26 protein-coding genes are annotated in these 26,324 nt (G+C 33.5%); 24 read left to right on the top strand and 2 right to left on the bottom strand.

What is annotated here, in order from left to right; translation table 11 throughout:
* Window positions 1-71: 71 nt before the first annotated feature.
* From BMW64_RS01080 to BMW64_RS00995, 19 genes are all read left to right on the top strand, one after another.
* On the top strand, window positions 72-1,388 hold the full coding sequence (locus BMW64_RS01080) for an oligosaccharide flippase family protein (RefSeq protein WP_089998010.1): 1,317 nt from the start codon (window positions 72-74) through the stop codon (window positions 1,386-1,388).
* Between the two features lie 39 nt (window positions 1,389-1,427).
* Window positions 1,428-2,066, top strand: a complete 639-nt coding sequence (locus BMW64_RS01075; RefSeq protein WP_089998009.1) for an acyltransferase — start codon at window positions 1,428-1,430, stop codon at window positions 2,064-2,066.
* A gap of 94 nt (window positions 2,067-2,160) precedes the next feature.
* Window positions 2,161-3,516, top strand: coding sequence for an oligosaccharide repeat unit polymerase (locus tag BMW64_RS01070; protein ID WP_089998008.1), 1,356 nt, complete (start codon window positions 2,161-2,163; stop codon window positions 3,514-3,516).
* A gap of 5 nt (window positions 3,517-3,521) precedes the next feature.
* On the top strand, window positions 3,522-4,613 hold the full coding sequence (locus tag BMW64_RS01065) for a glycosyltransferase WbsX family protein (RefSeq protein ID WP_089998007.1): 1,092 nt from the start codon (window positions 3,522-3,524) through the stop codon (window positions 4,611-4,613).
* Window positions 4,614-4,626: 13 nt separating this feature from the next.
* Complete coding sequence (locus tag BMW64_RS01060; RefSeq protein ID WP_089998006.1) at window positions 4,627-5,751, top strand: glycosyltransferase family 4 protein; 1,125 nt, start codon at window positions 4,627-4,629, stop codon at window positions 5,749-5,751.
* Window positions 5,751-6,830 carry a glycosyltransferase gene (locus BMW64_RS01055; RefSeq protein WP_089998005.1) on the top strand — a complete coding sequence of 360 codons (1,080 nt, stop codon included), beginning with the start codon at window positions 5,751-5,753 and terminating at the stop codon, window positions 6,828-6,830. Before BMW64_RS01060 ends, BMW64_RS01055 begins: the two co-directional genes overlap by 1 nt.
* A gap of 21 nt (window positions 6,831-6,851) precedes the next feature.
* Window positions 6,852-7,028, top strand: coding sequence for a glycosyltransferase (locus tag BMW64_RS21100; protein ID WP_143052637.1), 177 nt, complete (start codon window positions 6,852-6,854; stop codon window positions 7,026-7,028).
* 228 nt (window positions 7,029-7,256) lie between these two features.
* The gene (locus BMW64_RS01050; protein ID WP_089998004.1) at window positions 7,257-8,261 is read left to right on the top strand and encodes a glycosyltransferase; all 1,005 of its coding nucleotides are present in this window, start codon (window positions 7,257-7,259) and stop codon (window positions 8,259-8,261) included.
* Window positions 8,261-9,295, top strand: a complete 1,035-nt coding sequence (locus BMW64_RS01045; protein WP_089998003.1) for a polysaccharide biosynthesis protein — start codon at window positions 8,261-8,263, stop codon at window positions 9,293-9,295. The genes BMW64_RS01050 and BMW64_RS01045 overlap by 1 nt, the downstream gene beginning before the upstream one ends.
* A gap of 11 nt (window positions 9,296-9,306) precedes the next feature.
* On the top strand, window positions 9,307-9,735 hold the full coding sequence (locus BMW64_RS01040; protein ID WP_089998002.1) for a WxcM-like domain-containing protein: 429 nt from the start codon (window positions 9,307-9,309) through the stop codon (window positions 9,733-9,735).
* The gene (locus BMW64_RS01035) at window positions 9,732-10,850 is read left to right on the top strand and encodes a polysaccharide biosynthesis C-terminal domain-containing protein (RefSeq protein WP_089998001.1); all 1,119 of its coding nucleotides are present in this window, start codon (window positions 9,732-9,734) and stop codon (window positions 10,848-10,850) included. Before BMW64_RS01040 ends, BMW64_RS01035 begins: the two co-directional genes overlap by 4 nt.
* Window positions 10,851-11,029: 179 nt before the next feature.
* On the top strand, window positions 11,030-12,166 hold the full coding sequence (gene wecB / locus BMW64_RS01030; RefSeq protein ID WP_089998000.1) for a non-hydrolyzing UDP-N-acetylglucosamine 2-epimerase: 1,137 nt from the start codon (window positions 11,030-11,032) through the stop codon (window positions 12,164-12,166).
* Entirely contained in the window at window positions 12,166-13,368 is a 1,203-nt protein-coding gene (locus BMW64_RS01025) for a glycosyltransferase family 4 protein (RefSeq protein ID WP_089997999.1), read from the top strand. The genes wecB and BMW64_RS01025 overlap by 1 nt, the downstream gene beginning before the upstream one ends.
* Window positions 13,368-14,264, top strand: a complete 897-nt coding sequence (locus BMW64_RS01020) for an NAD-dependent epimerase/dehydratase family protein (protein WP_177175207.1) — start codon at window positions 13,368-13,370, stop codon at window positions 14,262-14,264. Before BMW64_RS01025 ends, BMW64_RS01020 begins: the two co-directional genes overlap by 1 nt.
* Window positions 14,261-15,235, top strand: coding sequence for an MraY family glycosyltransferase (locus tag BMW64_RS01015; RefSeq protein ID WP_089997997.1), 975 nt, complete (start codon window positions 14,261-14,263; stop codon window positions 15,233-15,235). Before BMW64_RS01020 ends, BMW64_RS01015 begins: the two co-directional genes overlap by 4 nt.
* A gap of 3 nt (window positions 15,236-15,238) precedes the next feature.
* A complete protein-coding gene (gene rfbC, locus BMW64_RS01010; protein ID WP_089997996.1) occupies window positions 15,239-15,784 on the top strand; it encodes a dTDP-4-dehydrorhamnose 3,5-epimerase in 546 nt (181 codons plus the stop codon).
* A 93-nt stretch (window positions 15,785-15,877) separates the two neighbouring features.
* Window positions 15,878-17,179, top strand: a complete 1,302-nt coding sequence (gene rimO / locus BMW64_RS01005; RefSeq protein WP_089997995.1) for a 30S ribosomal protein S12 methylthiotransferase RimO — start codon at window positions 15,878-15,880, stop codon at window positions 17,177-17,179.
* Between the two features lie 188 nt (window positions 17,180-17,367).
* Complete coding sequence (locus BMW64_RS01000) at window positions 17,368-18,036, top strand: hypothetical protein (protein WP_089997994.1); 669 nt, start codon at window positions 17,368-17,370, stop codon at window positions 18,034-18,036.
* A gap of 312 nt (window positions 18,037-18,348) precedes the next feature.
* The gene (locus tag BMW64_RS00995; protein ID WP_089997993.1) at window positions 18,349-18,720 is read left to right on the top strand and encodes a septal ring lytic transglycosylase RlpA family protein; all 372 of its coding nucleotides are present in this window, start codon (window positions 18,349-18,351) and stop codon (window positions 18,718-18,720) included.
* A gap of 64 nt (window positions 18,721-18,784) precedes the next feature.
* Here the strand turns inward: BMW64_RS00995 and BMW64_RS00990 are convergent, their stop codons facing one another.
* Both BMW64_RS00990 and porX read right to left on the bottom strand, forming a co-directional pair.
* Window positions 18,785-19,549: an exodeoxyribonuclease III gene (locus BMW64_RS00990; protein ID WP_089997992.1), complete on the bottom strand. Its 765-nt coding sequence runs from the start codon at window positions 19,547-19,549 to the stop codon at window positions 18,785-18,787.
* Between the two features lie 140 nt (window positions 19,550-19,689).
* Complete coding sequence (gene porX / locus BMW64_RS00985) at window positions 19,690-21,234, bottom strand: T9SS response regulator signal transducer PorX (RefSeq protein ID WP_089997991.1); 1,545 nt, start codon at window positions 21,232-21,234, stop codon at window positions 19,690-19,692.
* A 217-nt stretch (window positions 21,235-21,451) separates the two neighbouring features.
* Here porX and BMW64_RS00980 point away from each other — a divergent pair, with 217 nt between their 5' ends.
* The 5 genes from BMW64_RS00980 to BMW64_RS00960 all read left to right on the top strand — a co-directional run bounded on the left by BMW64_RS00980 (window position 21,452) and on the right by BMW64_RS00960 (window position 26,311).
* Entirely contained in the window at window positions 21,452-22,663 is a 1,212-nt protein-coding gene (locus tag BMW64_RS00980) for an HD domain-containing protein (protein ID WP_089997990.1), read from the top strand.
* Window positions 22,664-22,750: 87 nt separating this feature from the next.
* Entirely contained in the window at window positions 22,751-23,782 is a 1,032-nt protein-coding gene (gene lpxD / locus BMW64_RS00975; RefSeq protein ID WP_089997989.1) for a UDP-3-O-(3-hydroxymyristoyl)glucosamine N-acyltransferase, read from the top strand.
* Window positions 23,775-25,172 (top strand): bifunctional UDP-3-O-[3-hydroxymyristoyl] N-acetylglucosamine deacetylase/3-hydroxyacyl-ACP dehydratase, encoded by a 1,398-nt coding sequence (locus BMW64_RS00970; protein ID WP_089997988.1) that lies wholly within the window; start codon window positions 23,775-23,777, stop codon window positions 25,170-25,172. The genes lpxD and BMW64_RS00970 overlap by 8 nt, the downstream gene beginning before the upstream one ends.
* Window positions 25,173-25,967, top strand: a complete 795-nt coding sequence (gene lpxA, locus BMW64_RS00965) for an acyl-ACP--UDP-N-acetylglucosamine O-acyltransferase (RefSeq protein ID WP_089997987.1) — start codon at window positions 25,173-25,175, stop codon at window positions 25,965-25,967. It begins immediately after the preceding gene.
* Between the two features lie 11 nt (window positions 25,968-25,978).
* Window positions 25,979-26,311 (top strand): hypothetical protein, encoded by a 333-nt coding sequence (locus BMW64_RS00960; protein ID WP_228400814.1) that lies wholly within the window; start codon window positions 25,979-25,981, stop codon window positions 26,309-26,311.
* The last annotated feature ends 13 nt before the right edge of the window (window positions 26,312-26,324 follow it).

Here is a 26,324-nt window from a genome sequence, read left to right as displayed (position 1 = left end):
CAATTTTATATTTTACAAAAAAATAGAATATACGTTCTAAAAACAAATTAAAGCTATACTAATAACATGTAATGTTTAAAAACAAAGTATTTGAAAATATTTTTTCTTTAGGAATAAGCCAAATAGCAAATGTTGCTTTCCCTTTAGTTACGATGCCTTATGTATCGAGAATTATTGGACCTGAGGGATATGGTATTTTAAATTATAGTACTGCTTTTATAGGATACTTTACATTGTTTATTTTATATAGTTTTGATTTATCAGGAACTAAAATAATTTCCAGAAATATTCAGGATAAAGAATTTGTCAGTAAGGCATTTTCTGAAGTTATCTATTCCAGATGTATTTTATATGTCATTTCGAGTATATTGTTTATGATTTCTCTATTCTTTGGTGAGGTTTTACATAAAGATTACGTAGTAAGTATTATTTTATTTTTAGGATTGCTTTCCTCGGTTTTTTCGCCACAATTCATTTATCAGAGCTTTCAGGATTTAAAGATTTTTTCCAAAATAAATGTGGTAAGAGGATTCATTAATATGATCCTTATTTTCCTGTTTGTAAAAACAAAGCAAGATTATTTTTACATCCCTTTATTTGCAACAGTTTTTAATGTTACGATTAATATAGGATTGCTCATATATGCTAAAAGAAAATACTCATTACAATTAATGAGGCAGCCATTAAATAAATTATTTACCCTGATATTTAATGATAGATTTATATTTATATCCAACGTATTAGGAGCTTTCCGGGCAACTACTAATACCATTATTTTAGGTTTCTTCGTTACTACAAAAGAAATAGGATATTTTACAACAAGCATTAATTTTTTATTTGTGGTGGTGAATGTACTTTTCATTCCTATATCAACGGCTATCTATCCATTTATCTCAAATGCATTTTCAAAATCTACTGAAGTAGGAAATGATATCGTAAAAAAAATCGTACCGATCATTACATATTTTTACTTTATAATCTGCTTATGTTTATTAATCTTTTCTCCTTTTTTAATTAAATTAATTTTTGGAGAAAAGTTCAACGAATCTATTAAAATTTTGGAAATTGTATCTTTTGCCCCTTTAACTATGGGATTATGTAATTTATTGGGTGTTCAAGTTCTATTGAATTATAATTTTGATAAACTCTATTTTAGAATTAATTTATTTTGTAATATTGCTGGCTTGTTACTAAACTATTATTTAAGTAAAAAATTTGGTTATTATGGCGCAGCATGGAATATTATCTTTATAGATATTATGATTATAATTTTATGTTTCTGTTTTCTTAAAAAAATGAAAATTAATATTATAAACTGGAAATACTTTAGTCCCAAATTAATTATGCTAAATTTAGCAAGCATTATAAAAGCTAAAAGACTAAGTTAAAGTTAGAATGTTAAACTTGATATAATAACATTAAGTGATATGAATATAACATATAGATTTTTAAAAAAAATAATATTTAAACTGGGAGTATTGCATAGTATAGTATTAACATCAGGCTTTCATGACAAAAAAGTTGCCATATTAGGATTTTTCAAGGCAGGAAGCTTATCTAGATATTTTAAATATTTTGGAAAAAATATATTTATCCATTATTCCAGTGAAATAATAGGATTTAACTCAATAAGTATAAAAGATAATGTTACATTAGCTGCTAATGGAACCCTTGCTGCATGGAATGAATATAATGGGGATATTTATTCTCCTAACATTATTATAGATGAGGGTACTACCATTGGTGAAGGATTTCATATTACGAGCATAAATAGTATATATATAGGTAAAAATGTATTGACAGGAAAATATATTACAATAAGTGATAACTCGCATGGCTCAATGGATAAAGGAGAATTGAATACCGCTCCGGCTAAAAGAAAATTATTTTCTAAGGGGGGGGTTTATATTGGCGATAATGTATGGATAGCTGATAAAGTAACAATATTACCAGGAATAAAAATTGGAGAAAATTCGATAATTGGCTCTAATAGTGTGGTAACAAAAAATATTCCTGATAACTGTATCGCAGCAGGTAATCCTGCACGAATCATAAGAATAATTTAGCATCGAATGAAGATAATAGCATTATGACAAAAATATTAAAGATCAATAGTAGAAGCGTTGATTATCAACCTAAAGATAGATTTATTTAGAACTAATGAATAGGCTTTTATGGATCTTCATATCAGTAATCTGTATTGTTGCAATGTTTTTTGCAGGAAAAGATTCTGAGTATTTTTCAAACAGAGTATTTTTTACAAGTAGTATTATACAGGTAATTTCTATATATAATATTTTTTCCAAAAGTCACGAATCCTATTCACTAGAAAAAATGTTTTATCTTTTTTCTCTTTTTTTCTTTGGAGTAGCACCATTACTACAGTCATACGATAATTCTAAGCTCTGGTATTATAGGCCTCTTTTGGAAGAAGAATATTTTTTTACAAATATTTTAGTCATATTTATCATTATTTTATATAAGATTATTTATAACTTTTTCAGAAAAACAATACAAAGACCACGACTGGAAAGAAAGCTTAACAGCTTTAAAGTACCTGATAAAGTAACTTTTATCAATTCTTTACTTTTGATAGCTTTATCCTTACTGGCCTTCTTCATAGTATTTGCATCCAATAATTTTAATATTGTTCCAATGTTGGTTCGTGGAGGAGAGTTGGTTGCTGATGCAATGAGAGATTTTGAAGTAGATGAGAGTCCTACAAAATGGCTGATCGTAAATAATTTTGTGCGGCCCATTTCTATCATGTGTTTTCTTTATTACGGTGTTACTAAAGAAAAAAATAAAGTTGTTTTTGCTATATTGGGGATATTGGCTCTTTTTACCTGTTTTCCGTCTGCTGTTCCCCGTTTTGCAGCAGCGGCAATGTATATTCCTGTTTTACTGATTTTATTTTCATTTGTGAGGAAAAAAAACGTCTTTTCACTAATTTTTGTGGGAGGATTACTTTTTCTTTTTCCATTTTTAAATATTTTCCGGAATTTTGGAGATGAAAATACCGAGAAGTTTAAATTGGATTTCAAAATGTTTACCGAAGCCCATTTCGATTCTTACCAGAATTTTGCCTTGCTGATATCCAATGATTTAATTACCTATGGAAAGCAACTGCTTGGAGTATTTTTGTTTTGGGTACCAAGATCTGTCTGGCCTGATAAGCCGCTAGGGACAGGAGCTTTCACCGCAGAAAAACTCAACTTCTTCTTTAGTAATGTGGCTGCAAATTATTTTGCGGAAGGATACGTAAACTTTGGATATATAGGAATTATTTTATTTTTGATATTTATAGCCTATCAGACAGCACTGATTGATAAAGCATACTGGGAGACTGAGAGAAAAATTACTGGTGATTTTTTTTCAGTCTTATATACAGTTTCACTGGGATTTCTTTTTTTTATTTTAAGAGGTGATATGCTTAGCTCAGTGGCATACCTATTTGGTTTTATCTTTGCTGCAATTTTCGTATATAAAATAACAACTTTCAGAATCAAAAATTAATAATAATGAAAAATAAAAAAGCTCGTGTAATAGCTTTCTATCTCCCTCAATTCCATCCTGTTCCTGAAAATAATGAATGGTGGGGACCTGGTTTTACAGAATGGCATTGTGTGGCTAATGCCAAACCACTTTACAAAGGGCATCATCAACCTAATATCCCTGCTGATCTTGGGTTTTATGATTTACGAGTTGCAGAAACCAGAAAGTTACAGGTCGAAATGGCGAAGGAAGCTGGCGTGGAAGGCTTTTGTTATTGGCATTATTGGTTCGGAGACGGAAAGAGACTCTTGGAAAGGCCTATTAATGAGGTTCTAGCTTCTGGTGAACCGGATTTTCCTTTTTGTTTTGGATGGGCTAATCATAATTGGTATCAAAAACTTTGGGATCCTTCCGGAAGCGGAGATAAACTACTGATCGAACAGAAATATCTTGGCAGAGAGGATTATGAAGAGCATTTTATGACGGCTTTATTACCTGCTTTTAAGGACAAGAGATATATCCAGGTGGATGGTAAGCCATTATTTGTTATTTATGCCATTGATAAAAAAGAGGAAATAAAAGAAATTATTAAAGTTTGGCGTGAGCTGGCATTACAAAATGGCCTGGAAGGAATTTATTTTGTAGCAGTTCAAAGAGGGGAAACAAAAGAAGAAGTAAAAGCTTTAGGGTTTGACGCAATGTACAGACTGCAGGATTATCTGAAGACATATGTTAATCAGCCTTATCTTGTCAAGGCTTGGCAGTTTTTAAACATTAAATTGTTAAATACCCCCAGAAAGATTGATTATGAGAGATTATCTGATAATCTTTACACGGATCAGCACCATGATGAAGATACTATTCCTACAATAATTCCTAATTACGATCATACACCAAGGTCTGGCAGTAGAGGATTTGTAATTTCAGGATCAACTCCGGATTTATTTGCAAGACAGGTTTCAAAAGCACTCCAATTTCTGAAGAACAAAAAAGAAGATAAAAAGATTTTATTTTTAGTTTCCTGGAATGAGTGGGGAGAAGGAAATTATATGGAGCCGGATCGTCGTTTCGGAAAAGGATATATTAAAGCCTTAAGAAAAGTTATATTCAAAGACTAACAGCAGCTAATAGATGAAGAACAAAAAAGTATATTTCTTTACAAACATAATTCCTCCATACAGAGTTTTCTTTTACAATCTGCTGGAACAGACTCGCAAAGGAAGTAATTTCGATTTTGAAGTTTTTTTCATGAGAGAAACAGAGTCCAACAGAAATTGGAATATTGATCTGAATGATCTTAAGTTTAAATATAAAATCGGTAACGGATTATACCTTGATATAAAAGGTTTTTTCTTTCATTTTAATCCTCTTTTGGTAAAAGATCTAATAAAATCTAAGGATGAAATTATTTTAGGAGGCAGTTGGAATAATCCGAATGTGATGCTGATAGCCTTTTTAAAAAGTATAGGATTGGCAAAGAATACTTTATCAGTTTGGAGTGAAGCTAATTATTTAACAAATGAAAGTCAGGCTAAAAATAAGCTAAGGGACTTTTTAAAAAAATGGTTTTTCAGACAGATTGATGGCAAGTTTATAATTCCGGGCGAGATGTCTGTAAAGTCATTTGCAAAATGGGATATTCCAATTCATAATATTGTATATCTACCGAATGTAGTATCTACAAATGTTTTTAACACTAATAAAACAGTAGATAAAAACAACAAGCTACCTGTTTTTCTTCTGGTTGCCAGGTTAGAAGAAAACATAAAAGGAATAAAGAATTTTATGAATGCAGTGGGTGTCGAAAATCTCAGGAGGATTATTTTAAAAATTGCAGGTACAGGAAGTTCTTATGATAATTATTTAAAATACATCAAAGATCATAATTTGGATGATCATGTAAAGCTTTTAGGAAATCTTACACAGCAAGAAATAGGAGAAGAATATAAAAATGCTGATGTTTTTTTGCTACCTTCGTTTTCAGACCCAAGTCCATTATCTATTGTTGAAGCTATTTCATCCGGGTTGCCTGTATTCGTTAGTGATCGTTGTGGAAACCACTTTGAAACAGTTTCGGAAGGTAAAAATGGCTATATCTTTGATCCTTCCAATCATGCTGAAATTAAGGAGAAATTTAACATGCTAATGGATAGAGAAGAATACTGGAAAGAGTTTTCAGAAATAAGCTTACAATTAGCTGAGGAAAATTTTAATCCGGAGATTGTCATAAAGAAATTTATATCTAGCTACGAATAATGAAAATTACACATACAGTTGATTCTTTTGGTAAAGCTTCTTGTGGTTTAGGCAATATTAGCATGGGGCTTGCAAAAGCTCAGCTGGAATTGGGAGAAAACGTCAGTGTGTGGAGTTCTGACAAAGAAGAAACCATATTATGGGCTTCAGAAAATTATGGTTTTCCTAAAGAGAAGTTACTTGGGTTTCCTCATACTTTTTCTGTTATAAAAGCTTCTGTTACAGAAATAAATAAAGCTTTAAAAGATAATAGCAATGATATCGTTCATCAACATAGCTTGTGGATATCTCAATCTTTAATAACATCTATTTTAAGAAATAATGGGGCAAAGACGATCATCGCACCCCATGGCACTTTGGCAGAACACGCTCTGAAAAATTCTAAATTAAAGAAAAAGATTGCATTATCGCTTTTTGAAATGAAGAATTTGGAAAAAGCAAGTGTACTTCATGCTACATCTGAATATGAAATTGAAGATTTTAGAAAATTAGGACTGAAAAATCCTATTGCCTACATAGAAAATGGTATAGGCTCTAAAGTTCTTTTACAAAAAGGAAATGGGTATAGATTCAAATCCAAATATCACTTACCCAAAGATAAAAAAGTATTACTCTATCTCTCAAGAATTACTCCCAAAAAAGGTTTGGATATGCTACTGCCTGCTATTTCAGAACTTCAGGAAAAATTTAATGACTGGATTTTGGTTATCGTAGGAAATAACGAATTTAATTATCAGGTAGAAGTAGAGGCTTTAATAAATGAATTACAGCTGAAAGATAAAGTTTTTATCATTGAGCCACAGTTCGGTTCCGCAAAGTATGACGTTTTTGACGCTTCAGATTTTTTTATTTTACCATCTTATTCGGAAGGTTCTCCAATGGTAGTTGTTGAGGCCTTAGCATATGGCTTGCCGGTAATCACAACAAAATCATCCAGCTGGAAAGATTTGGATGATTATAATGCAGGATACTGGGTAGATATTGACAAAGAGCATATAAAAAAGGTGCTCACTAATATGGTGAATTTATCAAACGAAGCATTGAATCAATATTGTAATAATGCAGAGAAATTAATTTAAAAAAAATATCTTTGGGACGAAATCTCTAAAAAGACTATTGTATTGCCCTCTGTTAGCGAGCCGTGGGGACTGGTTGTAGAAGAGGCTTTGCATCATGATTGCGTACTCCTTTTGAGCCAAATGATAGGTTCTAATACAGAATTATTAACGGAACCTGAAACAGGCTGTATATTTGATCCTGAAATGAGAAATCTTTAATGGATGCTATTCATAATATTGAGCAAAATTAGTATACATACTACGAAAATGTTCAGAATTTTAATATTAACGAAAAAGATGTACATCAAATAAATTCTTATTTGGAATTACTAAAATAATATGATAATGCAGGTACTCATCCCATTGACAAAAAAGAGCATTTTTATTAAAGACTTTTCAATGCTGAAGTTGAATTTTCAATAAACTTCGCATTATAATAAATTGATTATGATATTAATAGACGCAGTTTATATTAATGACAGTGGAGGTAAGATTCTATTAGATTATCTTATAGAAAAGCTCGAAAATACTGATAGAAAAATTTATTATCTACTGGATGAAAGATTGTTACATATCAATTTTCACATTAAAGACTCTAATACAATCACTTTTTTAAAATCAGGATTGAAAAACAGAAACTTATTTTACAAAAAAAATAAGGATATTTTTAGCACTGTTTTGTGTTTTGCAAATCTACCACCTACTATTAAACTTTCTTGTAAAGTATATGTATATTTTCATCAGAGACTTTTTTTGGAAATTCCACCCTCTTATAATATAAAAACAAAAGCATTATTATGGCTAAAGAGAAAAGCTTTAATAAACTTTAAAAATAATACTGATGAATGGATAGTGCAATCAGATACTATGGCTGAACTGCTATCAAGAAGAATAGGGATAGATTTGAAAAAAATTTTTATTATTCCTTTTTATGAAGTAATTAAAGATGAGACAGTAAAAAAAGAAAAATCAACATACCTGTATGTAAGTAATGGTCATCAGCATAAAAATCATTTAAAATTAATTGATGCTTTCTGTAAATTTTATGATATACATAAAACAGGAAAACTAATGCTTACAATAGATAGACAATTTAATACATTATATAATCTTATAGAGTTAAAAAAGCAAAATGGATATCCTATTATAAACTACGGCAACATTTCAAGAGATGTTCTGGGTAAAATTTATTATGCCGCAGAATATTTAATATTTCCTTCATTGTCTGAAAGTTTTGGATTAGGCCTTTTAGAGGCTATTGATAATAATTGTAAAATCATTGGTGCAGATTTACCTTATACCTATGCGGTCTGCAATCCGTCATTGGTATTTGATCCTGATAATGTTGATAGTATTGTTGCTTCTTTTACATTATCTTTAGGAAATAATGTAAAAGATAGTGTCAGCAAAGTAAATAATAATATAAATAAACTTATTGAATTGTTAGAATAATGCAAATACAAAATAAAACCCTGCTTATTACCGGCGGAACAGGTTCATTTGGAACGGCTGTTTTAAGGAAATTTATTCATACAGATCATTTTAAAGAAATCAGGATTTTCTCCCGCGATGAAAAGAAGCAGGATGATATGAGAAATCAGTTTAAAAATGATAAATTAAAATTCTATATAGGTGATGTAAGAGACTACAGAAGTGTTGAATCGGCTATGAGAGGTGTAGATTATGTTTTTCATGCAGCAGCCCTTAAACAGGTACCTTCTTGCGAATTTTTCCCCATGCAGGCCGTGAAGACAAATGTTGAGGGAACACAGAATGTTATTGACGCCGCAGCTCAGAATCATGTACAGAAAGTGATATGCTTGAGTACCGATAAAGCTGCTTATCCTATCAATGCAATGGGAATTTCTAAAGCAATGATGGAAAAGGTCGCCGTAGCAGCATCCAGAAATCTTGAAAATACAGTGGTCTGCCTCACTAGATATGGTAATGTGATGGCTTCAAGAGGCTCTGTTATTCCTCTATTTGTAAAGCAGATTAAAAACGGAGAACCGATTACCGTTACAGATCCGAATATGACAAGATTCCTGATGTCACTGGAAGAAGCTGTAGATTTGGTTTTATTTGCATTTGAACACGGAAATCCCGGAGATTTGTTTGTCAATAAAGCTCCCGCAGGAACAATTGGAGATCTCGCTCAAGCACTGAAAGAAATGTTTAAAGCAGATAACCCTGTAAAAGTTATTGGAACCAGACATGGTGAAAAGCTGTACGAAACATTGTGTACGCGTGAAGAAATGCTTAAAGCTGAAGATATGGGAGATTTTTATAGAATTCCGGCTGATAACAGGGATCTGAACTATGCTCAGTACTTTTCTGAAGGAACAAAGGATATTTCAAAGGTTGAGGATTATCACTCTCATAACACTCAGCAGCAGGATGTCGAAGGGATGAAAAAGCTTTTAATGAAGCTTCCTCTCATCCGAAAAGAAGTGTTAGGAGAAGATATCATGCAGTATCCGGATTAAAGTATATTAATATGGAAATTCCTAAAATTATTTCCGGAGGAAATCATCTGGATGAAAGGGGCACTCTTTTTTTCAATAATAATTTCGATGCTTCCGAAGTGAAAAGAATTTACTTTATCGAAAATAAAGATACACATTTTGTCAGAGGCTGGATAGGACATAAAATAGAGCAGCGCTGGTTTAGTGCATTAACGGGAAGCTTTATCATAAGGCTTGTGAAAATTGACAATTGGATCGAACCAGATAAACAAACTGAAATAATAGAATTTGAACTGGACAGTCGTCAGTTAAATGTTCTGCACATTCCCCAAGGATATGCTACGGCGATTCAGGCGAAAGAAAACGGATCAAGACTATTGGTAATGGCCAATTACTTATTGGGGGAAATAGATGACCAATATCGTTTTGAGATAGATTATTTTGAAAAATTAACATCATGAAAAGAATCGGAATTACAGGACAAAATGGTTTTGTCGGATCTCATTTATATAATACTTTAGGATTAACTCCGGACAAATACGAAAGAATAAATTTTGACAGAGAAATTTTTGATGAATCTGAAAAGTTAGATGAATTTGTCAGACAATGCGATGTGATTATCCATTTGGCGGCAATGCATCGCCATCCTGATCCCGAGGTTATTTACCATAATAATGTGGATCTTGTTAAAAAACTAGTAACATCACTGGAAAATACAGGCTCCAAAGCACATGTTGTTTTTTCGTCTTCATCACAGGAAGAAAAATATAATTGGTATGGAAAATCCAAAAAAGAGGGAAGAGAATTACTGGCAGACTGGGCGGAAAGAGCAGGAGGAAAATTTTCAGGGATGGTAATTCCTAATGTGTTTGGACCTTTCGGTAAACCTAACTATAATTCTTTCATTGCAACCTTTTGCCATAAATTAACTCATGGTGAAAAACCGGTAATTGATAATGATGGTGAAGTAAAATTAATTTATGTAGCAGAGCTCGTTCAGGAAATCATCAGCCAGATTGAAAATGAGGGCGCAAATACGTTTTATGAAGTACCTCATACTTCAGTAAATAAAGTGTCCGAAGTTCTTCAAAAGCTGGAAAACTTTAAAAATTTATATTTTGACAATGGCGAAATTCCTGGATTGGAAAGTAGTTTTGATTTAAACCTTTTTAATACGTTCCGGTGTTACTTTGATATTAAAAATCATTACCCTGTAAAATTTATACAACATACAGATCCCAGAGGTGCCTTTGTGGAAGTGATCAGGTTGGGGATTGGTGGCCAATGTTCCTTTTCAACGACTGTTCCGGGAATTACACGAGGAAATCATTTTCATACCAGGAAAATAGAAAGATTTGCAGTAATAAAAGGAAAAGCATTAATACAGTTGAGAAAGATTGATACGGACGAAGTATTAGACTTTTATCTTGATAGTAATGAGCCAGCTTATGTAGACATGCCGATATGGTATACACATAACATTAAAAATATTGGAGAAGAAGAACTATACACTATCTTTTGGATCAATGAGCCGTTTAATCCGGAAGATGCTGATACCTATTTTGTGGAAGTATGATCGAATAGAATATTATATTACTATTAAATAATAGCCTCAACAGTTTCAATATCGTATTAAAATAAGAATTATAGGCTATAGCAAATTTTATTTTTATCACAACATCATGGAAATATCTATTTATCATTTGAATTTGGTATTTTTGATGCTGCAAAAAAAAATAATTTCAAATTTTACAAATGAAGAAATTAAAAGTAATAACCGTGGTGGGCACCAGGCCCGAAATTATTAGACTCTCAAGAGTATTGTCAGCTTTAGATCATTCTGAGGCTGTTGAACATATTATCGTACATACAGGGCAAAATTATGATTATGAGCTTAATCAGATTTTCTTTGAAGATTTAGGACTTCGTAAACCTGATTATTTCCTGGAAGCGGCCGGAAAAACAGCTACTGAAACGATCGGAAATATTTTGATTAAAATTGATCCTCTTCTGGAAGAGATAAAGCCTGATGCATTTTTAGTGTTGGGTGATACCAATTCATGTCTTTGTGCGATTCCTGCTAAAAAAAGGCAGATTCCGATTTTTCATATGGAAGCTGGAAACAGATGTTTTGATCAAAGGGTTCCTGAGGAAACAAACAGGAAAATAGTTGATCATACAGCGGATATTAATCTTACGTATTCAGATATTGCAAGAGAATATCTTTTAAGAGAAGGGCTTCCTGCAGACCGGATTATTAAGACAGGTTCTCCGATGTTTGAGGTCTTGAATCACTATCTGCAGCAAATCGAAAGCTCAGATGTAGTAAGCCGTTTAAATTTAGAACAAGGGAAATATTTTGTAGTCTCTTCTCACCGGGAAGAAAATATCAATTCAGAGAAAAATTTTAATGGATTGATGGAAAGCCTTAATGCTATTGTGGAAAAGTTCGGATTCCCAATTATTGTTTCTACTCATCCAAGAACCAGAAATATGATTGATAAAATGAAGCTGACCATGAGACCTGAAATTCAGTTTTTAAAACCATTAGGATTTCATGACTATAATGCATTGCAGATGAGAAGCTATGCGGTTTTATCAGATTCTGGAACCATTTCTGAAGAATCTTCAATCTTGAATTTCAGGGCCCTGAACATACGGGAAGCTCACGAAAGACCGGAAGCCATGGAAGAAGCTTCCGTGATGATGGTAGGGTTGTCACCGGAAAGAATTATGCAGGGACTTGCCCAGCTTCAGCAGCAGGAAACCGGAAAAGAAAGAAATTACAGACAGGTTGCAGATTATTCAATGCCAAACGTATCTGAAAAGATGGTAAGGATTATTCTCAGCTATACAGATTATATTAACAGAGTAGTGTGGAGCAAAAAATAATGAAAATACTTATTGTAACTCAATATTTTTTTCCTGAAAATTTTAAAAGTAATGATTTAGCCTTTGAATTAAAAAAAAGAGGTCATGATGTTACTGTTCTTACAGGCATTCCAAATTATCCTGAAGGTAAAGTGTTTAATGGGTATGGATATTTAAAAAAAAGAAAGGAAATTATTAATGGCGTTACAGTTGTAAGGTCATTATTGTTAACAAGAGGAAACGGCGGCGGTTTTAGATTATTTCTCAACTATTTTAGCTGGGCTTTCTTTGCTTCTTTGAAAGCAATACAACTATCGTCTAAAAAGTTTGACAGGATTATTGTACATGAGCCATCACCTATTACACAGTTTTATCCTGCATTAATAGTAAAGAAACTGCAAAAAACTCCCATTTACTTTTGGGTAATGGATTTATGGCCGGAAAGCCTTGAAATAGCTGGTGGTATTAAAAATAAATTTATAATAAGTTTTTTTACTAGAATGGTGAAGAGCTTTTACAAAGAATCAGAAAAAATACTTGTCACATCTAAAGGTTTTAAAAAATCTATTTTGGAAAAAGGCGATTTTGAAAGTAAAATCGAATATTTTCCTAATTGGGCAGAACATACTATATGTTCAGGAAACAAAAACTTCCCACTGCCTAAGCTTCCAGAAGGATTCAAGGTAATGTTCGCTGGAAATATCGGTGAAGCACAGGATATGGATAATGTTATGAAGGCTGCTTTGTATTTAAAGGAAAATACTGATATTAAGTTTATTTTAGTAGGAGATGGTAGGAAGATGCCTTTTGTTCAGGAGTTTATTAAAATGAATAACCTTGAGAAAACTGTCTATACGGTAGGTCGCTATCCCGTTGAAGCTATGGCTTCTTTTTTCAATGTTGCAGATATATTATTAGTAAGTCTTAAAGATGACCCTATATTTAATATTACTGTTCCTGCAAAAGTTCAGGCGTACATGAGTTCAGGAAAACCAATTTTAGCAATGTTAAATGGAGAAGGAGCGGAAAACATAGCCGAAGCTAATTGTGGCTTTTCTGTGCCTGCAGGTCAAGCAGAAAAGCTAGCATCTGTAATTCAAATGATATCACAAATGAAAAATGGTGATTTGGCTACCTTAGGAAGAAATGGAAAAGAATATTATGATTTTAACTACACAATGGAGCAATGTATTTCAAATCTTGAAAAAATAATTTCTCAATAATGAAAGTTATAATCACCGGAGCATCAGGCTTTGTAGGGCAAAATGTATCGAAATATCTTAATGAAGAAAAAATAAATATTTTCGCAATTTCCATGCGTAACGAATGGAATTGTCCTGGAGATGCCGATGCGATTATTCATCTTGCAGGCAAAGCACATGATACTGAAGATACTTCAGTTGCAGATGAATATTTTAAGGTGAATACTGAATTAACAAAGAAAATTTTTAACGATTTTTTACATTCTGATATAAAAGATTTTATTTATTTCAGCAGTGTAAAAGCTGTAGCAGATACCGTTGAAGATATTTTGTATGAAACTCAAATCGCACAACCTCAAACACCTTATGGCAAATCTAAATTACTTGCAGAAGAATATTTGCTTTCTTGTAAACTTCCATGCACAAAAAGACTTTTCATTATTCGTCCATGCATGATTCATGGCCCGGGAAATAAAGGAAACTTAAATTTGCTTTATAAGTTGGTTAAAAAAAATGTTCCGTGGCCTTTAGCAGCCTTTGATAATGAAAGATCTTTTTTAAGTATAGATAATTTAAACTTTTTAATATTAAAATTATTAACAAATAAAGAAATTAAGTCTGGAATTTATAATTTTGCAGATGACGATTTTGTATCAACTAATGAATTGATAGAGATTATTGATGAAGTTCTTGGAAAAAAGACAAAACAATTAAAAATCTATCCTTTCGTTATAAAATCTTTTTCGAAAATTGGTGACAAATTAAAATTTTCATTAAATTCGGAAAGATTAAAAAAACTGACAGAAAATTATAAAGTTTCTAACCAGAAAATAAAAGAAAATTTAAATATTCGACATCTTCCCTCGTCGACTAAAGAAGGATTAATAAAAACTATAAAAAGCTTTGAACACGAATGATAGAACATCTCTTGGTTTTCATAACATTATTTATTTTAATACATATCTATTTTAAAATCGCCGATAAATATAATATTATCGACAAACCCAATCATCGCAGTGCCCATTCGCAGATTACACTGAGAGGAGGCGGAATTATCTTTCCGATAGCCTTTATGATTTTTTGTTTATTTAATTGTAAAGAAACAATCCAGGTATACTGGCCGTTCGGGCTTGGATTACTGGCAATATGTCTTGTCAGCTTTATAGATGATATTAAAACACTGTCAGGCAAAGTGAGAATTTCAGTTCATTTTATATCTGTATGCCTTTTGCTTTATTTCACTAAAACATTTAATCTATTACCATTTTGGACGTGGCCGATGTTCTTTATAATGATCATAGGTACATTAAATGCCTATAATTTTATGGATGGAATAAATGGGATGACAGGTGCTTATACTTTAGTTACATTACTGACTTTGCTATACATCAATCAAGATATTATTGCTTTTACAGCAGATGACTTTATAACCTATGCAATTCTGGCGTCTTTGGTTTTTCTGTTTTTTAATTTCAGAAAAAAAGCGAAATGCTTCGCCGGAGATGTGGGAAGTATGGGTATCGGTTTTTGGGTAATTGGTTTGGTAACTCTTCTTATTATGAAAACTCAGGATTATAAATATATCTTGCTGTTTTCTGTTTACGGAATGGAAGTTGTATTGACAATTATTGAGCGGCTGAGTTTGAAAGAAAACATTTTCGAAGCTCACAGAAGACATCTTTATCAACTGCTTGCTAATGAAAAAAAGCTGTCTCACCTTACAATCAGTAGCATTTATGCTATTAGTCAGTTAGTGATCAATGTCTTTTTACTCCATACAAAATTACCCATTGGTATTGTTATATTGATTATTTTTATTCCCTTTGGAGCAATATATTTAGGTATGAAAATAAGCTTAAAAAGGAAAATGAAATCTGTTATTAAATAAAAAATGAAAATAAAAGAAACTCCGCTAAAAGATTGTTATATCATCGAACCTACAATTTTTGAAGATGATAGAGGGTATTTTTTTGAAAAATTTAATGAAAAAAAATTTGAGGAGCTTACAGGAATGAATGGGCATTTTGTTCAGGATAACATCTCCAAATCTTCTTATGGCGTAATCCGCGGAGTACATTTACAGAAAGGTGAGCATGCACAGGCCAAATTGGTTTCTTGCCTTGAGGGCAGCGTTTGGGATGTTGCAGTTGACCTGAGAGAAGATTCACCAACCTATGGAAAATGGTTTGGAATTGAACTTACAGCAGAAAACAAAGTACAGCTGTATGTGCCAAGAGGGTTCGGACATGGATTTTCTGTACTCAGCGAAACTGCGGTTTTCTCTTACAAATGTGATAATTTTTACAATAAGGAATCCGAAGGAAGTGTAAGATATAATGATTCAGATCTTAATATTGACTGGAAAATTAGTATACAGGATGCCATACTTTCCGAAAAAGATGAAAATGCTCCCAGCTTTAAAGAAAGGAATTTTTAAACAATATATTGAAAGTCACTTTATTAAAAGTGGCTTATTTTTTAATCCATACTCTCCAATATTTCGTATCTTTGCAAACTCAAAATCAAAAAGATGCGTACAAAATCTGTAGGAAAGAAGAAAATCAATGTAGTAACACTTGGATGCTCCAAGAATGTTTATGATTCCGAAGTTTTGATGAGTCAGCTGAAAGCCAATGGGAAAGAAGTTGTTCATGAAGACAGAGGAGATATTGTTGTCATCAATACCTGCGGATTTATAGATAATGCTAAAGAAGAATCAATTAATACCATTCTTGATTATGTAGAGGCCAAAAACAGGGGCGAGGTAGAAAAAGTATTTGTTACCGGTTGTTTATCAGAACGATATAAGCCGGATCTTATAAAGGAAATTCCTGATGTAGATCAATATTTCGGAACAAGGGATCTTCCGATTTTGTTAAAGCATTTGGGTGCAGATTACAAGCACGAACTGGTAGGAGAACGTTTAACGACAACTCCTAAACACTACGCTTATCTTAAAATTTCAGAAGGTTGTGACAGGCCTTGTTCTTTCTGTGCAATTCCACTTATGAGGGGAGGACATGTTTCTACGCCTATCGAAAAATTAGTTTCTGAAGCTCAAAAGCTGGCCAAGAAAGGAACTAAAGAATTAATTCTTATTGCACAGGATCTTACCTATTACGGGTTGGATATTTATAAAAAACGTGCGCTTGGAGATTTACTAAAGGAATTGATAAAAGTAGAAGGTATCGAGTGGATTCGTCTTCATTATGCCTTTCCTAGTGGTTTCCCGGAAGATGTGTTAGATATTATCAGAGAAGAACCAAAAGTTTGTAATTATATTGATATTCCTCTTCAGCACATCAATTCAGACTTATTAAAGTCAATGAAAAGAGGAACTACTCATGAAAAAACGAATGCTCTTTTGTCAAAATTCAGAGAGAAAGTTCCAGATATGGCAATCAGAACAACACTTATTGTCGGCTATCCAGGCGAGACGGAAGAAATTTTCCAGGAGCTTAAAGACTGGGTAAAAGAACAAAAGTTTGACAGACTTGGATGCTTTACGTACTCTCATGAAGAAAATACAGGGGCTTACGTTTTGGAAGATACTATTCCACAGGAAGTAAAAGAAGCCAGAGTAGAGGAAATTATGGAGCTACAGTCACAAATTTCATGGGAAAAAAATCAGGAAAAAATCGGAAAAGTATACAAGTGTATTTTCGATAGAAAAGAAGGCAATTATTTCATTGGGAGAACAGAATACGATTCTCCAGATGTAGATAATACAGTTTTGGTATCAGCAGAAAATACTTATATTTCTATCGGTGATTTTGCAGATGTAAAAATTACATCTGCAGAAGAATTTGATCTGTATGGAGAATTGGTTTAAGATTCAGAGTTCATAATGAGATTGATTAATGATTATGGTGCGGTTTATTTTCCATTTAGAATAAAATGCTACATTTGCGATAGATAATGCTTTGAAAGTTAATTACATTCGCAGAGAAAATAATTTAGCTATATTTTATAAAATGCACAAGTTGATATTAGAGAATTTATTTAAATCTTAAAAAACATATGAAAAAAATATTATTAACATCAACAATTTTAATTGTTTTAGGAATAAGCATTCATGCCCAACAGGGAAGAGTAGGAATTAACACAACCAGCCCTGCAGCAACTTTAGATATACAGGCTAATACTTCAAGCAATTCTTTACCGGATGCGATTTTGGTTCCCCGTTTGACGAGAGCTCAGCTGGAAGCAAAAAATGCGGCCTATACCAATGGGACCGGAGCTGCAAACCAAAACGGAGCTTTAGTATTTGTGAATGATGCAACCAGTGGAACAGGAACAGGTAAGACGATAAATGTTAAAAATGTCGGATTCTACTATTACGATGCGCCAAACGCAGTTTGGGTAGCGGTAACTCCGAATCTAAAAGTATCAGTTGGTACTGCCGAGACGCCTACCAATACACTTGTCGGCAGTTCACAGATTTATGCAATAAAAGGATCATTTAATGCAACAGGAACTTCTTCAACAGTAAGCATTCCCTCACCTCCTGGAATGACCTCCTTATATTCCATTACTATATATAAGACAGGATCAGGAGTTGTATATGATAGAAGTCTTTATTCTTATACTATTTCTACAAATGCTGGGAATGCTGTTACAGGCTCACCTAATATGTCTGTAATATATCCTGGTGGTAGTTACGATTATGTAATAGAATATCTCAAATGAGAAATTTATATAAGCTATTTATAGCATGGTATAATTGGCATAATTGCTAAAGGTGACAATGTTTAAATATTTGATTATTAATTATTTATATTTTTTAAATTTTAAAATTCCATAGAAACAAGTTAAATTTGTTAACTTTTTAATAATAATTTTAACATTTTTTAACAATATAGTTTATTGAATTGATTTTCAATTATTTAAATAAAATATTAACGTTAATTTATGTTTTTATTAACGTTTGTTAACAATTAGAATAGGCACTTTAAAAGAATCCTGATACATTTGCCAAGTCAAAACCAATAAAAGTTCAAAGTGATGAAAAGATTCATTCTCGTAATCATAATGATGATTTCAACCCTTGGTGTTTATTCGTTCAAAATGAATGCCATAGATGCGAAAAAAACAAGTTATGCATCGTACTACCACGATAAATTTAACGGTAGAAAAACTGCAAGCGGAGAAATCTTTGATAATGCAAAGTTCACCGCAGCAAACAGAACGCTTCCTTTTGGAACAAACATTAAGGTAACAAACCTGAACAATGGTAAAGAGGTGATTGTGAAAATTAATGATAGAGGACCTTACCATTCGTCAAGAGCTTTAGATATGTCTAAAGCAGCGTTCGATGAAATCGGAGATACTGATAGGGGTACCATTCCGGTGGAATATGAAATTGTCGATTAATCTTATGATTTAAATTACAAAAGCCAACTCTTGAGTTGGCTTTTTTGTTTTTATATAAATGTATTTAAAAATTAAGTTCTACAAGAGCCGGACAATGATCAGAATGTGCAGCTTCTTTTAAAATAACCGCTCTGGCAAGTTTATCTTTTAAAGTATAAGAAGTAAAATTATAATCCAGTCTCCAGCCTTTGTTTTTTGCCCTGGAATTTTGCCTATAGCTCCACCATGTGTAGTTATCAGGTTCATTATTAAAAAACCTGAAACTGTCGATTAATTCACACTCATTAATAAAATCGGTCATCCATTCTCTTTCCATTGGTAAAAACCCTGAAACATTCTTCAACCGGATCGGATCGTGAATGTCGATCGCTTCATGACAGATATTGAAATCTCCCGAAATAATAAGATTAGGAATTTCCTTTTTTAAATTTTTGATGTAGTCTAGAAAATCATGACAGAACTGCATTTTAAACCCCAGCCTTTCAATATTCGACGCAGACGGTACATAGACCGATATTGCAGAAAAGTCGTCAAAATCAGCCCGTATAATTCTGCCTTCATTATCGTAGCTTTCAATACCACAACCGTATTCAACATGATTGGGCTTTACTTTTGAAGCGATTCCAACTCCGCTGTAGCCTTTTCTTACTGCTGAATGCCAATAGCTGTGATATCCCAGCTTTTCCAGGCTTTCGATGTCGATCTGGTCGTTTCCGGCCTTACTTTCCTGAATGCAGATAATATCCGGATCGGCAGATTTTAGCCAGCCTAAAAAATCTTTTGTGAAAGCGGCCCTGATTCCGTTTACATTATAAGTGATTAATTTCAATATTTTAATTTTTCCAAAAATACGAAATGAAATTAGCTAATTAGGTTCTAAAATAGTTTCGGGCGGAAAAAATCTTAGATTTTTTCCGCCCGAAACATCATATTAATAAAGCCATTGGTAAACTGCCAAAAGCCATCTGCTTATTTAGGCTCCAGAATACTGATCGGAATAATACACTCTTCCAGTGAAATTCCTCCATGCTGGTAGGTTTCTTTGTAATAGTTCACAAAATGATTGTAATTCTTAGGATAAGCAAGGAAAATATTATTTTTTGCAAAAATATATTTTGAGCTCAGATTTCCTTTTGGTAGAAACAGCTTCTCAGGATTAGTGATTGCCCAGACATCACTGTCATCATATGTCAGACTTTTCCCCGTTTTATAGCGGATGTTAGTTGAAGTTTCTCGGTCACCCACAACTTTACTAGGTTTTTTTACATACACCGTTCCGTGATCGGTTGTGATCACAAGCTTAAACCCGTTTTCGGCAGCCACTTTGATGATTTTCATCAAAGATGAATTCTCAAACCAGTTTAAAGTAAGAGATCTGAACGTCTTATCATCACGGATTAGCTGATCTACAATGTGATTGTCTGTTTTCGCATGAGAAAGAATATCGATGAAATTATAAACGATCACTAACAGATCATTGTTTTTGTGCTGGTTAAAATCATCATAAATTTTTCGCTCAAAATCTGCATTCAGGACTTTAAGGTACTTCATCGACTTAGAGCCAAGACCGATTCTTTTCATCTGATCTTCAAGGAAATCACGTTCGTATTCATTTTTGTTTCCCTCTTCATTATCGTTAAACCATTTGTCAGGAAAACGTTTTTCAATTTCTGATGGCATCAGGCCTGCAAAAAACGAATTTCTCGCATATTGCGTTGCTGTAGGAAGAATACTGTAGTAATAATCTTCAGAAATTTTATTGTAATATTTCGTGAATAAAGGCTCGATGACTTTCCACTGATCATAGCGGAGATTATCCACCATCAAAAGCAAAACTTTTTCTTTTTCAACTTCCGGTTTTACTTTTTCTTTGAAAAGAGTATGGCTCATAATGGGTTTTTCGGAATCGTGAAGCCAGTCTTCGTAATTATTTTCAATAAACTTGGCAAACTGAATATTGGCTTCTTCTTTCTGTGATTGTAAAAGATCTGCAAATTCATTGTCTGTAACCTTATCAAATTTAATTTCCCAGTTCAAAATTTTCTTATAATATTCCGCCCACTCCTGATAAGTTCTGAGGTATGAAAGCTCCATCGAAAGATTCCTGAATTCCTGCTGATACTGAAGAATTGTCTTTTGCTCAACTAGATTATCCTGCTGCAGGTTTTTCTTTAAAGAAAGTAAAATCTGGTTCGGATTTACAGGCTTTAATATATAGTCAGCAATCTGAGAACCGATTGCTTCCTCCATAATATGCTCTTCTTCACTTTTAGTGACCATCACTATTTTTAAAGAATTATCTTTATCCTTTATCATAGGAATAGCCTCAAGCCCGGATATTCCGGGCATATTTTCATCTATAAGTGTTAGTGCGAATTTTTCAGAATCCATCAGTTCCAAAGCCTCATTTACATTGTTCACGGGAGTTACCTGATATCCCTTTTTTTCAAGGAATACAATGTGAGGTTTTAAAAGGTCGATTTCATCATCTATCCATAATATCTTTTCCGACATAAAATTTATTTTTTACATGGTTATTGTATCAAATTGCTGACCAACTCAAATTAAAATCTGCCAAAATGAACACCTGTAAAGTTAAATATAAGTTAATGAAAACTGCAATGTTTCGGGATATTTATTCTTATTGAATTTTTGCGGAATTTTTTAATGATGATTTAATGAATGCTCAAATTTAAAATTCCTAAATTTGTTCACTAATTCAGACGTTTCAATGCAGAATAAACTCAAAATTATCAACGATCCCGTTCACGGCTTTATCAGAATTCCACATGAAATTTTATTTGATATTATTGAGCATCCATATTTCCAGAGACTGAGAAGAATCGGACAGACGGGTCTGTTGAATCTTATCTTTCCGGGAGCCACTCACACCAGATTTCATCATGCTTTGGGAGCAATGCATCTGATGTTCACAGCCCTCGAAACACTGAAACAAAAAGGAGTCAGCATTTCGCCTGAAGAAGAGAAAGGAGCCATGCTTGCGATTTTAATGCATGATATTGGTCACGGTCCATTTTCCCACGCGCTGGAATGTATGCTGATGGATGACTGGCATCACGAAAATCTTTCATTATTGTTGATGAACCGCCTGAATGATGAATTCAACGGCGAATTGTCTTGCGCTATTGAAATGTTTCAGGGAAAATATCACCGTAAATTTTTTAATCAGCTTATTTCTTCCCAACTTGATGTAGACAGGCTTGATTATCTGAAGCGCGACAGCTTTTTTACAGGAGTTTCTGAAGGAAGCATCAACACACAGCGTATTATTTCAATGATGAATGTTTGCGATGAAGGAGAATTGGTTATAGACGCCAAAGGAGTTTATTCGATTGAAAATTTTTTAACGGCCAGAATGTTTATGTACTGGCAGGTATATTATCATAAAACATCGGCATTGGCTGAGTTTATTCTGGTTAAAATTCTGGAACGGGCCAAATATCTTGTTTCTCAGGGAATAGATCTTCCGGCCGGTGATAATCTTAAATATTTCCTGTATAGAGAAAAGAGTGCTGCTACGGATGAAGATGTACGCAGGTTTACCCAGTTAGACGATAATGATGTAATTCAGGCGATGAAATCCTGGCAAAATGCAGAAGATAAAATATTGTCGTATTGGTGTACATGCGTCATCCAAAGAAATCTTCCGAAAACCATTATTTCATCCCATCCTTTTGATACAGAATTTATTAAGGAAAAAGTAAAAAATACCAATGATTTTTTCGGAATTGATAATGGGGATGAATTAGTGCATGAGATTAAAAGAAAATTGCTTCCTTACAATACTCAAAAGCAGCCTATTTATCTGTTGCAGAAAAATGGCAGGAAAATAAGACTGGAGGAGTCGGAAGACCAGCTTTTATCAGGGCTTATGGTAAATAAGACTATTAGATATATCCTTACTTTTCCGCGGGATATTTAGGGAATAGATTCTTAAATATTATTAAAATTTACGATCCTAAAACCAAAAAATGTTTGCGAATTATAGAATTTCTTATCTTTGCAGAATATGGAATTCACAGCTTCGCAAATTGCAAGTTTTATTGACGGAAAAATAATAGGTGATGAAAACGCACTTATTACTGGAGTTTCGCCTATTGAAAGTGGGGAAACAGGACATCTTTCTTTTATAGCACAAGATCGATTTACCCATTATTTAGACTCCTCAAAATGCTCCGTTATCATCGTTTCAGAAGATCTTCTGACTAAAGATTACTATAATCCTACTATTATATCAGTAAAAGATGCTTATCTTTCTTTCCAGGTATTGATGAACCTTTACCAGGAAATGCAGGGAAGAAAAGAAGGTATCGAAAATGGTTCTTCTATACATGATACCGCAATAATCGGGGATAAAGTATACATCGGCGCTTTTACTTATGTTTCTGAAAAAGCAAAAATCGGTGAAGGATCACAGATCTATCCGCAGGTTTATATAGGAAAAGGAGTGAAGATCGGTAAAAACTGCAAAATAGACAGTGGTGCAAGAATTTATGATTATTGTATCGTCGGTGATAATTGTGTAATTCATTCCAATACGGTAATAGGTGGAGATGGTTTTGGTTTCCAGCCTACCCAGGAAGGATTTAAAAAAATTCCTCAGCTTGGTAATGTGATCATTGAAGATGATGTGGAAATCGGTTCAAACTGCAGTATTGACAGAGCAACCATCGGTTCTACCGTTATCGGAAAAGGAACCAAGATTGATAATCTGATTCAGATCGCACACAATGTGAAAATCGGTAAAAACAACGTAATTGCCGCACAAGCCGGAATTGCAGGTTCTACAACCATTGGAGACTGGAACCAGATTGGTGGTCAGGTGGGTATTGTAGGTCATATTAAAATAGGAAATCAGGTGAAGATCCAAGCCCAAAGTGGTGTGAATTCCAGTGTGAATGATAGGGAAACTTTATACGGTTCGCCGGCTATCAGCTACAATGATTACCTGAGAAATTATATTCATTTCAGAAACTTTACTGAAATCGTTAACAGAATAAACAATCTTGAGAATAACTCAAAAGATAAAACTAATGAGTGATATGCAAAAAACGCTTCAGCAAGAAGTAACACTTTCCGGAATCGGACTTCATACTGGTAAAGAAGTAAAACTTACCATGAAACCTGCCAAGGAAAACACAGGTTTCGTCTTTGTAAGAACAGACTTAGAAGGTCATCCTCAGGTAGAAGCAGACGTAAACTATGTGGTAGCTACAGAAAGAGGAACAACATTAGAAAAATTAGGTGTAAAAATTACAACTTGCGAGCATCTTTTAGCTGCATTGGTAGGTTGCGATATTGATAATGCCATTTTAGAAATGGACGCTTCAGAACCTCCGATTTTAGATGGTTCTTCCAAATATTTCGTTGAAGCTATTGAAAGTGTTGGCGTAGTTGAGCAGAATATTGCAAGAGAATATCTTGTGGTAAAAGAAGTGCTTACCTACAGTGATGCTGCTACGGGATCTGAAATCACCATTATTCCTTCTGATACCTACGAAGTAACGACGATGGTAGATTTTGGGACTAAAGTTTTAGGAACCCAGAATGCTACGCTTAAAAATATTTCAGAATTTAAAGATGAAATTTCTTCAGCAAGAACATTCAGTTTCCTGCATGAACTTGAAATGCTGTTGGATCACGGCCTTATCAAAGGAGGAGATATCTCGAATGCTATTGTTTACGTAGATAAAGATCTTACACCGGAAACTACGGAAAAACTTAAAAAAGCATTCGGTAAAGACAATGTTTCTATAAGACCAAACGGAATTCTTGATAATTTAAATTTAAACTATCCTAACGAAGCAGCAAGACACAAATTACTTGATGTGATTGGTGATCTGGCTTTGGCAGGCGTTAAAATAAAAGGTAAGGTCATTGCCAATAAACCGGGACATTTTGTAAATACACAGTTTGCAAAAAAGCTGAACCGTCAGTGGAAGCTGCAGAAAAAGAAAAACGTTCCTGATTTTGATCTGACGAAAGAACCTGTTTTTGATATTAATGGAATCATGAGACTAATGCCTCACAGACCTCCGTTTTTATTAATTGATAAAATTCTTGAATTGTCAGATTCTCACGTAGTTGGTTTGAAGAATGTCACGATGAATGAACCTTTCTTCGTAGGGCATTTTCCGAAAGAACCAGTTATGCCAGGTGTATTGCAGGTAGAAGCATTGGCACAGACCGGAGGAATTCTTGTATTGGCAAGTGTTCCGGATCCTGAAAATTACTCTACCTATTTTATAAAAATTGATAAAGTAAAATTCAAAAGAAAAGTAGTACCGGGAGATACGATCATTTTCAAGATTGAATTGATAGAACCTATCAGAAGAGGAATCGTCCACATGCAGGGCTACGGCTATGTAGGAGATACTGTTGCGGTAGAAGCAGAATTAATGGCCCAAGTTGCAAAAAATAAAGTTGATTAAATGATTCATCAATTAGCAGCCGTAGATAAACGTGCGAAAATCAGCAAAAATGTAATAGTAGAACCTTTTACTACCATTGCAGGGGATGTGGAAATCGGAGAAGGCACATGGATAGGTCCCAATGTAACCATCATGGATGGCGCAAGAATCGGTAAAAACTGCAGGATTTTTCCAGGAACTGTTATTTCGGCTATTCCTCAGGATTTAAAATTCGACGGTGAGGATACCCAGGTGATTATCGGTGACGAAACAACCATCAGGGAATGCGTAACCGTAAACAGAGGGACAAAAGCACTTGGATTTACTAAAATTGGTAAAAACTGCCTCATCATGGCAACATCGCACATCGCTCATGACTGTGTTATCGGGGATCATGTCATCATCGTAAACGGTTGTGGTATCGCAGGGCACGTTGAAATCGGAGACTATACCGTAATGGGTGGTTTATCTGCTGTTCATCAATTCGGTAAAATAGGAAAACATGTGATGATTTCGGGGGGGACGCTCGTAAGAAAAGATATTCCGCCTTATGTAAAAGTAGCTAGAGAGCCGATGTCTTATGCAGGAATCAATTCTGTGGGATTACGTAGAAGAGGTTTTACCAATGAGAAAATATTTGAAATCCAGAAAATTTACCGAGCTATTTTTCAAATGAAAATGAATGTTTCTCAGGCTATTTCCCATATTGAAAAAGAAATGCTTCCTACTGCCGAAAGAGACGAGATTCTTCAGTTTATCCAAAATTCTCCTAGAGGAATTGTAAAAGGCTACGGTACCGGAAAAGACAGTAATTAAAATAAATACCTATGAAAATTTTAATCTTACTTATTATGCTTTCAGCGACTTCTTTGTTTGGACAGCAAACGGAAGGATTAAAAACGGAGAAAACAACCAAGGCTTCCATTATGGAAAGGAAAATTCCTGATAAGTCTAAAGACAGTCTTGCCAAAAGCAATTTTAATTCTATCCTGAAACAAAAGGATAACTCAAATTCTATTTTTGGTACGGCAAATCAATATAACTCTGATGTGCAGATGAATGTCAATAGATTGCAGAACAATGTAAATACATTCAATAATAACACATTCAACAGAATGAAGCCTCAGGGACAGGGAATACAAGTTTATAAAAGTAAATAATTATATACAAAAT

Source organism: Chryseobacterium taichungense, from assembly GCF_900109935.1.
In the GTDB taxonomy this organism is placed as follows: Bacteria; Bacteroidota; Bacteroidia; order Flavobacteriales; family Weeksellaceae; genus Chryseobacterium; species Chryseobacterium taichungense.
This window is presented reverse-complemented; position numbering and strand designations above follow the sequence as displayed.

What these genes read in the sequence shown, in the direction of transcription:
- BMW64_RS01080 (WP_089998010.1), top strand. Translation starts at nt 72, where the DNA reads ATGTTTAAAAACAAAGTATTTGAAAATATTTTTTCTTTAGGAATAAGC.
- BMW64_RS01075 (WP_089998009.1), top strand. Translation starts at nt 1,428, where the DNA reads ATGAATATAACATATAGATTTTTAAAAAAAATAATATTTAAACTGGGA.
- BMW64_RS01070 (WP_089998008.1), top strand. Translation starts at nt 2,161, where the DNA reads ATGAATAGGCTTTTATGGATCTTCATATCAGTAATCTGTATTGTTGCA.
- BMW64_RS01065 (WP_089998007.1), top strand. Translation starts at nt 3,522, where the DNA reads ATGAAAAATAAAAAAGCTCGTGTAATAGCTTTCTATCTCCCTCAATTC.
- BMW64_RS01060 (WP_089998006.1), top strand. Translation starts at nt 4,627, where the DNA reads ATGAAGAACAAAAAAGTATATTTCTTTACAAACATAATTCCTCCATAC.
- BMW64_RS01055 (WP_089998005.1), top strand. Translation starts at nt 5,751, where the DNA reads ATGAAAATTACACATACAGTTGATTCTTTTGGTAAAGCTTCTTGTGGT.
- BMW64_RS01050 (WP_089998004.1), top strand. Translation starts at nt 7,257, where the DNA reads ATGATATTAATAGACGCAGTTTATATTAATGACAGTGGAGGTAAGATT.
- BMW64_RS01045 (WP_089998003.1), top strand. Translation starts at nt 8,261, where the DNA reads ATGCAAATACAAAATAAAACCCTGCTTATTACCGGCGGAACAGGTTCA.
- BMW64_RS01040 (WP_089998002.1), top strand. Translation starts at nt 9,307, where the DNA reads ATGGAAATTCCTAAAATTATTTCCGGAGGAAATCATCTGGATGAAAGG.
- BMW64_RS01035 (WP_089998001.1), top strand. Translation starts at nt 9,732, where the DNA reads ATGAAAAGAATCGGAATTACAGGACAAAATGGTTTTGTCGGATCTCAT.
- wecB (WP_089998000.1), top strand. Translation starts at nt 11,030, where the DNA reads ATGAAGAAATTAAAAGTAATAACCGTGGTGGGCACCAGGCCCGAAATT.
- BMW64_RS01025 (WP_089997999.1), top strand. Translation starts at nt 12,166, where the DNA reads ATGAAAATACTTATTGTAACTCAATATTTTTTTCCTGAAAATTTTAAA.
- BMW64_RS01020 (WP_177175207.1), top strand. Translation starts at nt 13,368, where the DNA reads ATGAAAGTTATAATCACCGGAGCATCAGGCTTTGTAGGGCAAAATGTA.
- BMW64_RS01015 (WP_089997997.1), top strand. Translation starts at nt 14,261, where the DNA reads ATGATAGAACATCTCTTGGTTTTCATAACATTATTTATTTTAATACAT.
- rfbC (WP_089997996.1), top strand. Translation starts at nt 15,239, where the DNA reads ATGAAAATAAAAGAAACTCCGCTAAAAGATTGTTATATCATCGAACCT.
- rimO (WP_089997995.1), top strand. Translation starts at nt 15,878, where the DNA reads ATGCGTACAAAATCTGTAGGAAAGAAGAAAATCAATGTAGTAACACTT.
- BMW64_RS01000 (WP_089997994.1), top strand. Translation starts at nt 17,368, where the DNA reads ATGAAAAAAATATTATTAACATCAACAATTTTAATTGTTTTAGGAATA.
- porX (WP_089997991.1), bottom strand. Translation starts at nt 21,234, where the DNA reads ATGTCGGAAAAGATATTATGGATAGATGATGAAATCGACCTTTTAAAA.
- BMW64_RS00980 (WP_089997990.1), top strand. Translation starts at nt 21,452, where the DNA reads ATGCAGAATAAACTCAAAATTATCAACGATCCCGTTCACGGCTTTATC.
- lpxD (WP_089997989.1), top strand. Translation starts at nt 22,751, where the DNA reads ATGGAATTCACAGCTTCGCAAATTGCAAGTTTTATTGACGGAAAAATA.
- BMW64_RS00970 (WP_089997988.1), top strand. Translation starts at nt 23,775, where the DNA reads ATGAGTGATATGCAAAAAACGCTTCAGCAAGAAGTAACACTTTCCGGA.
- lpxA (WP_089997987.1), top strand. Translation starts at nt 25,173, where the DNA reads ATGATTCATCAATTAGCAGCCGTAGATAAACGTGCGAAAATCAGCAAA.
- BMW64_RS00960 (WP_228400814.1), top strand. Translation starts at nt 25,979, where the DNA reads ATGAAAATTTTAATCTTACTTATTATGCTTTCAGCGACTTCTTTGTTT.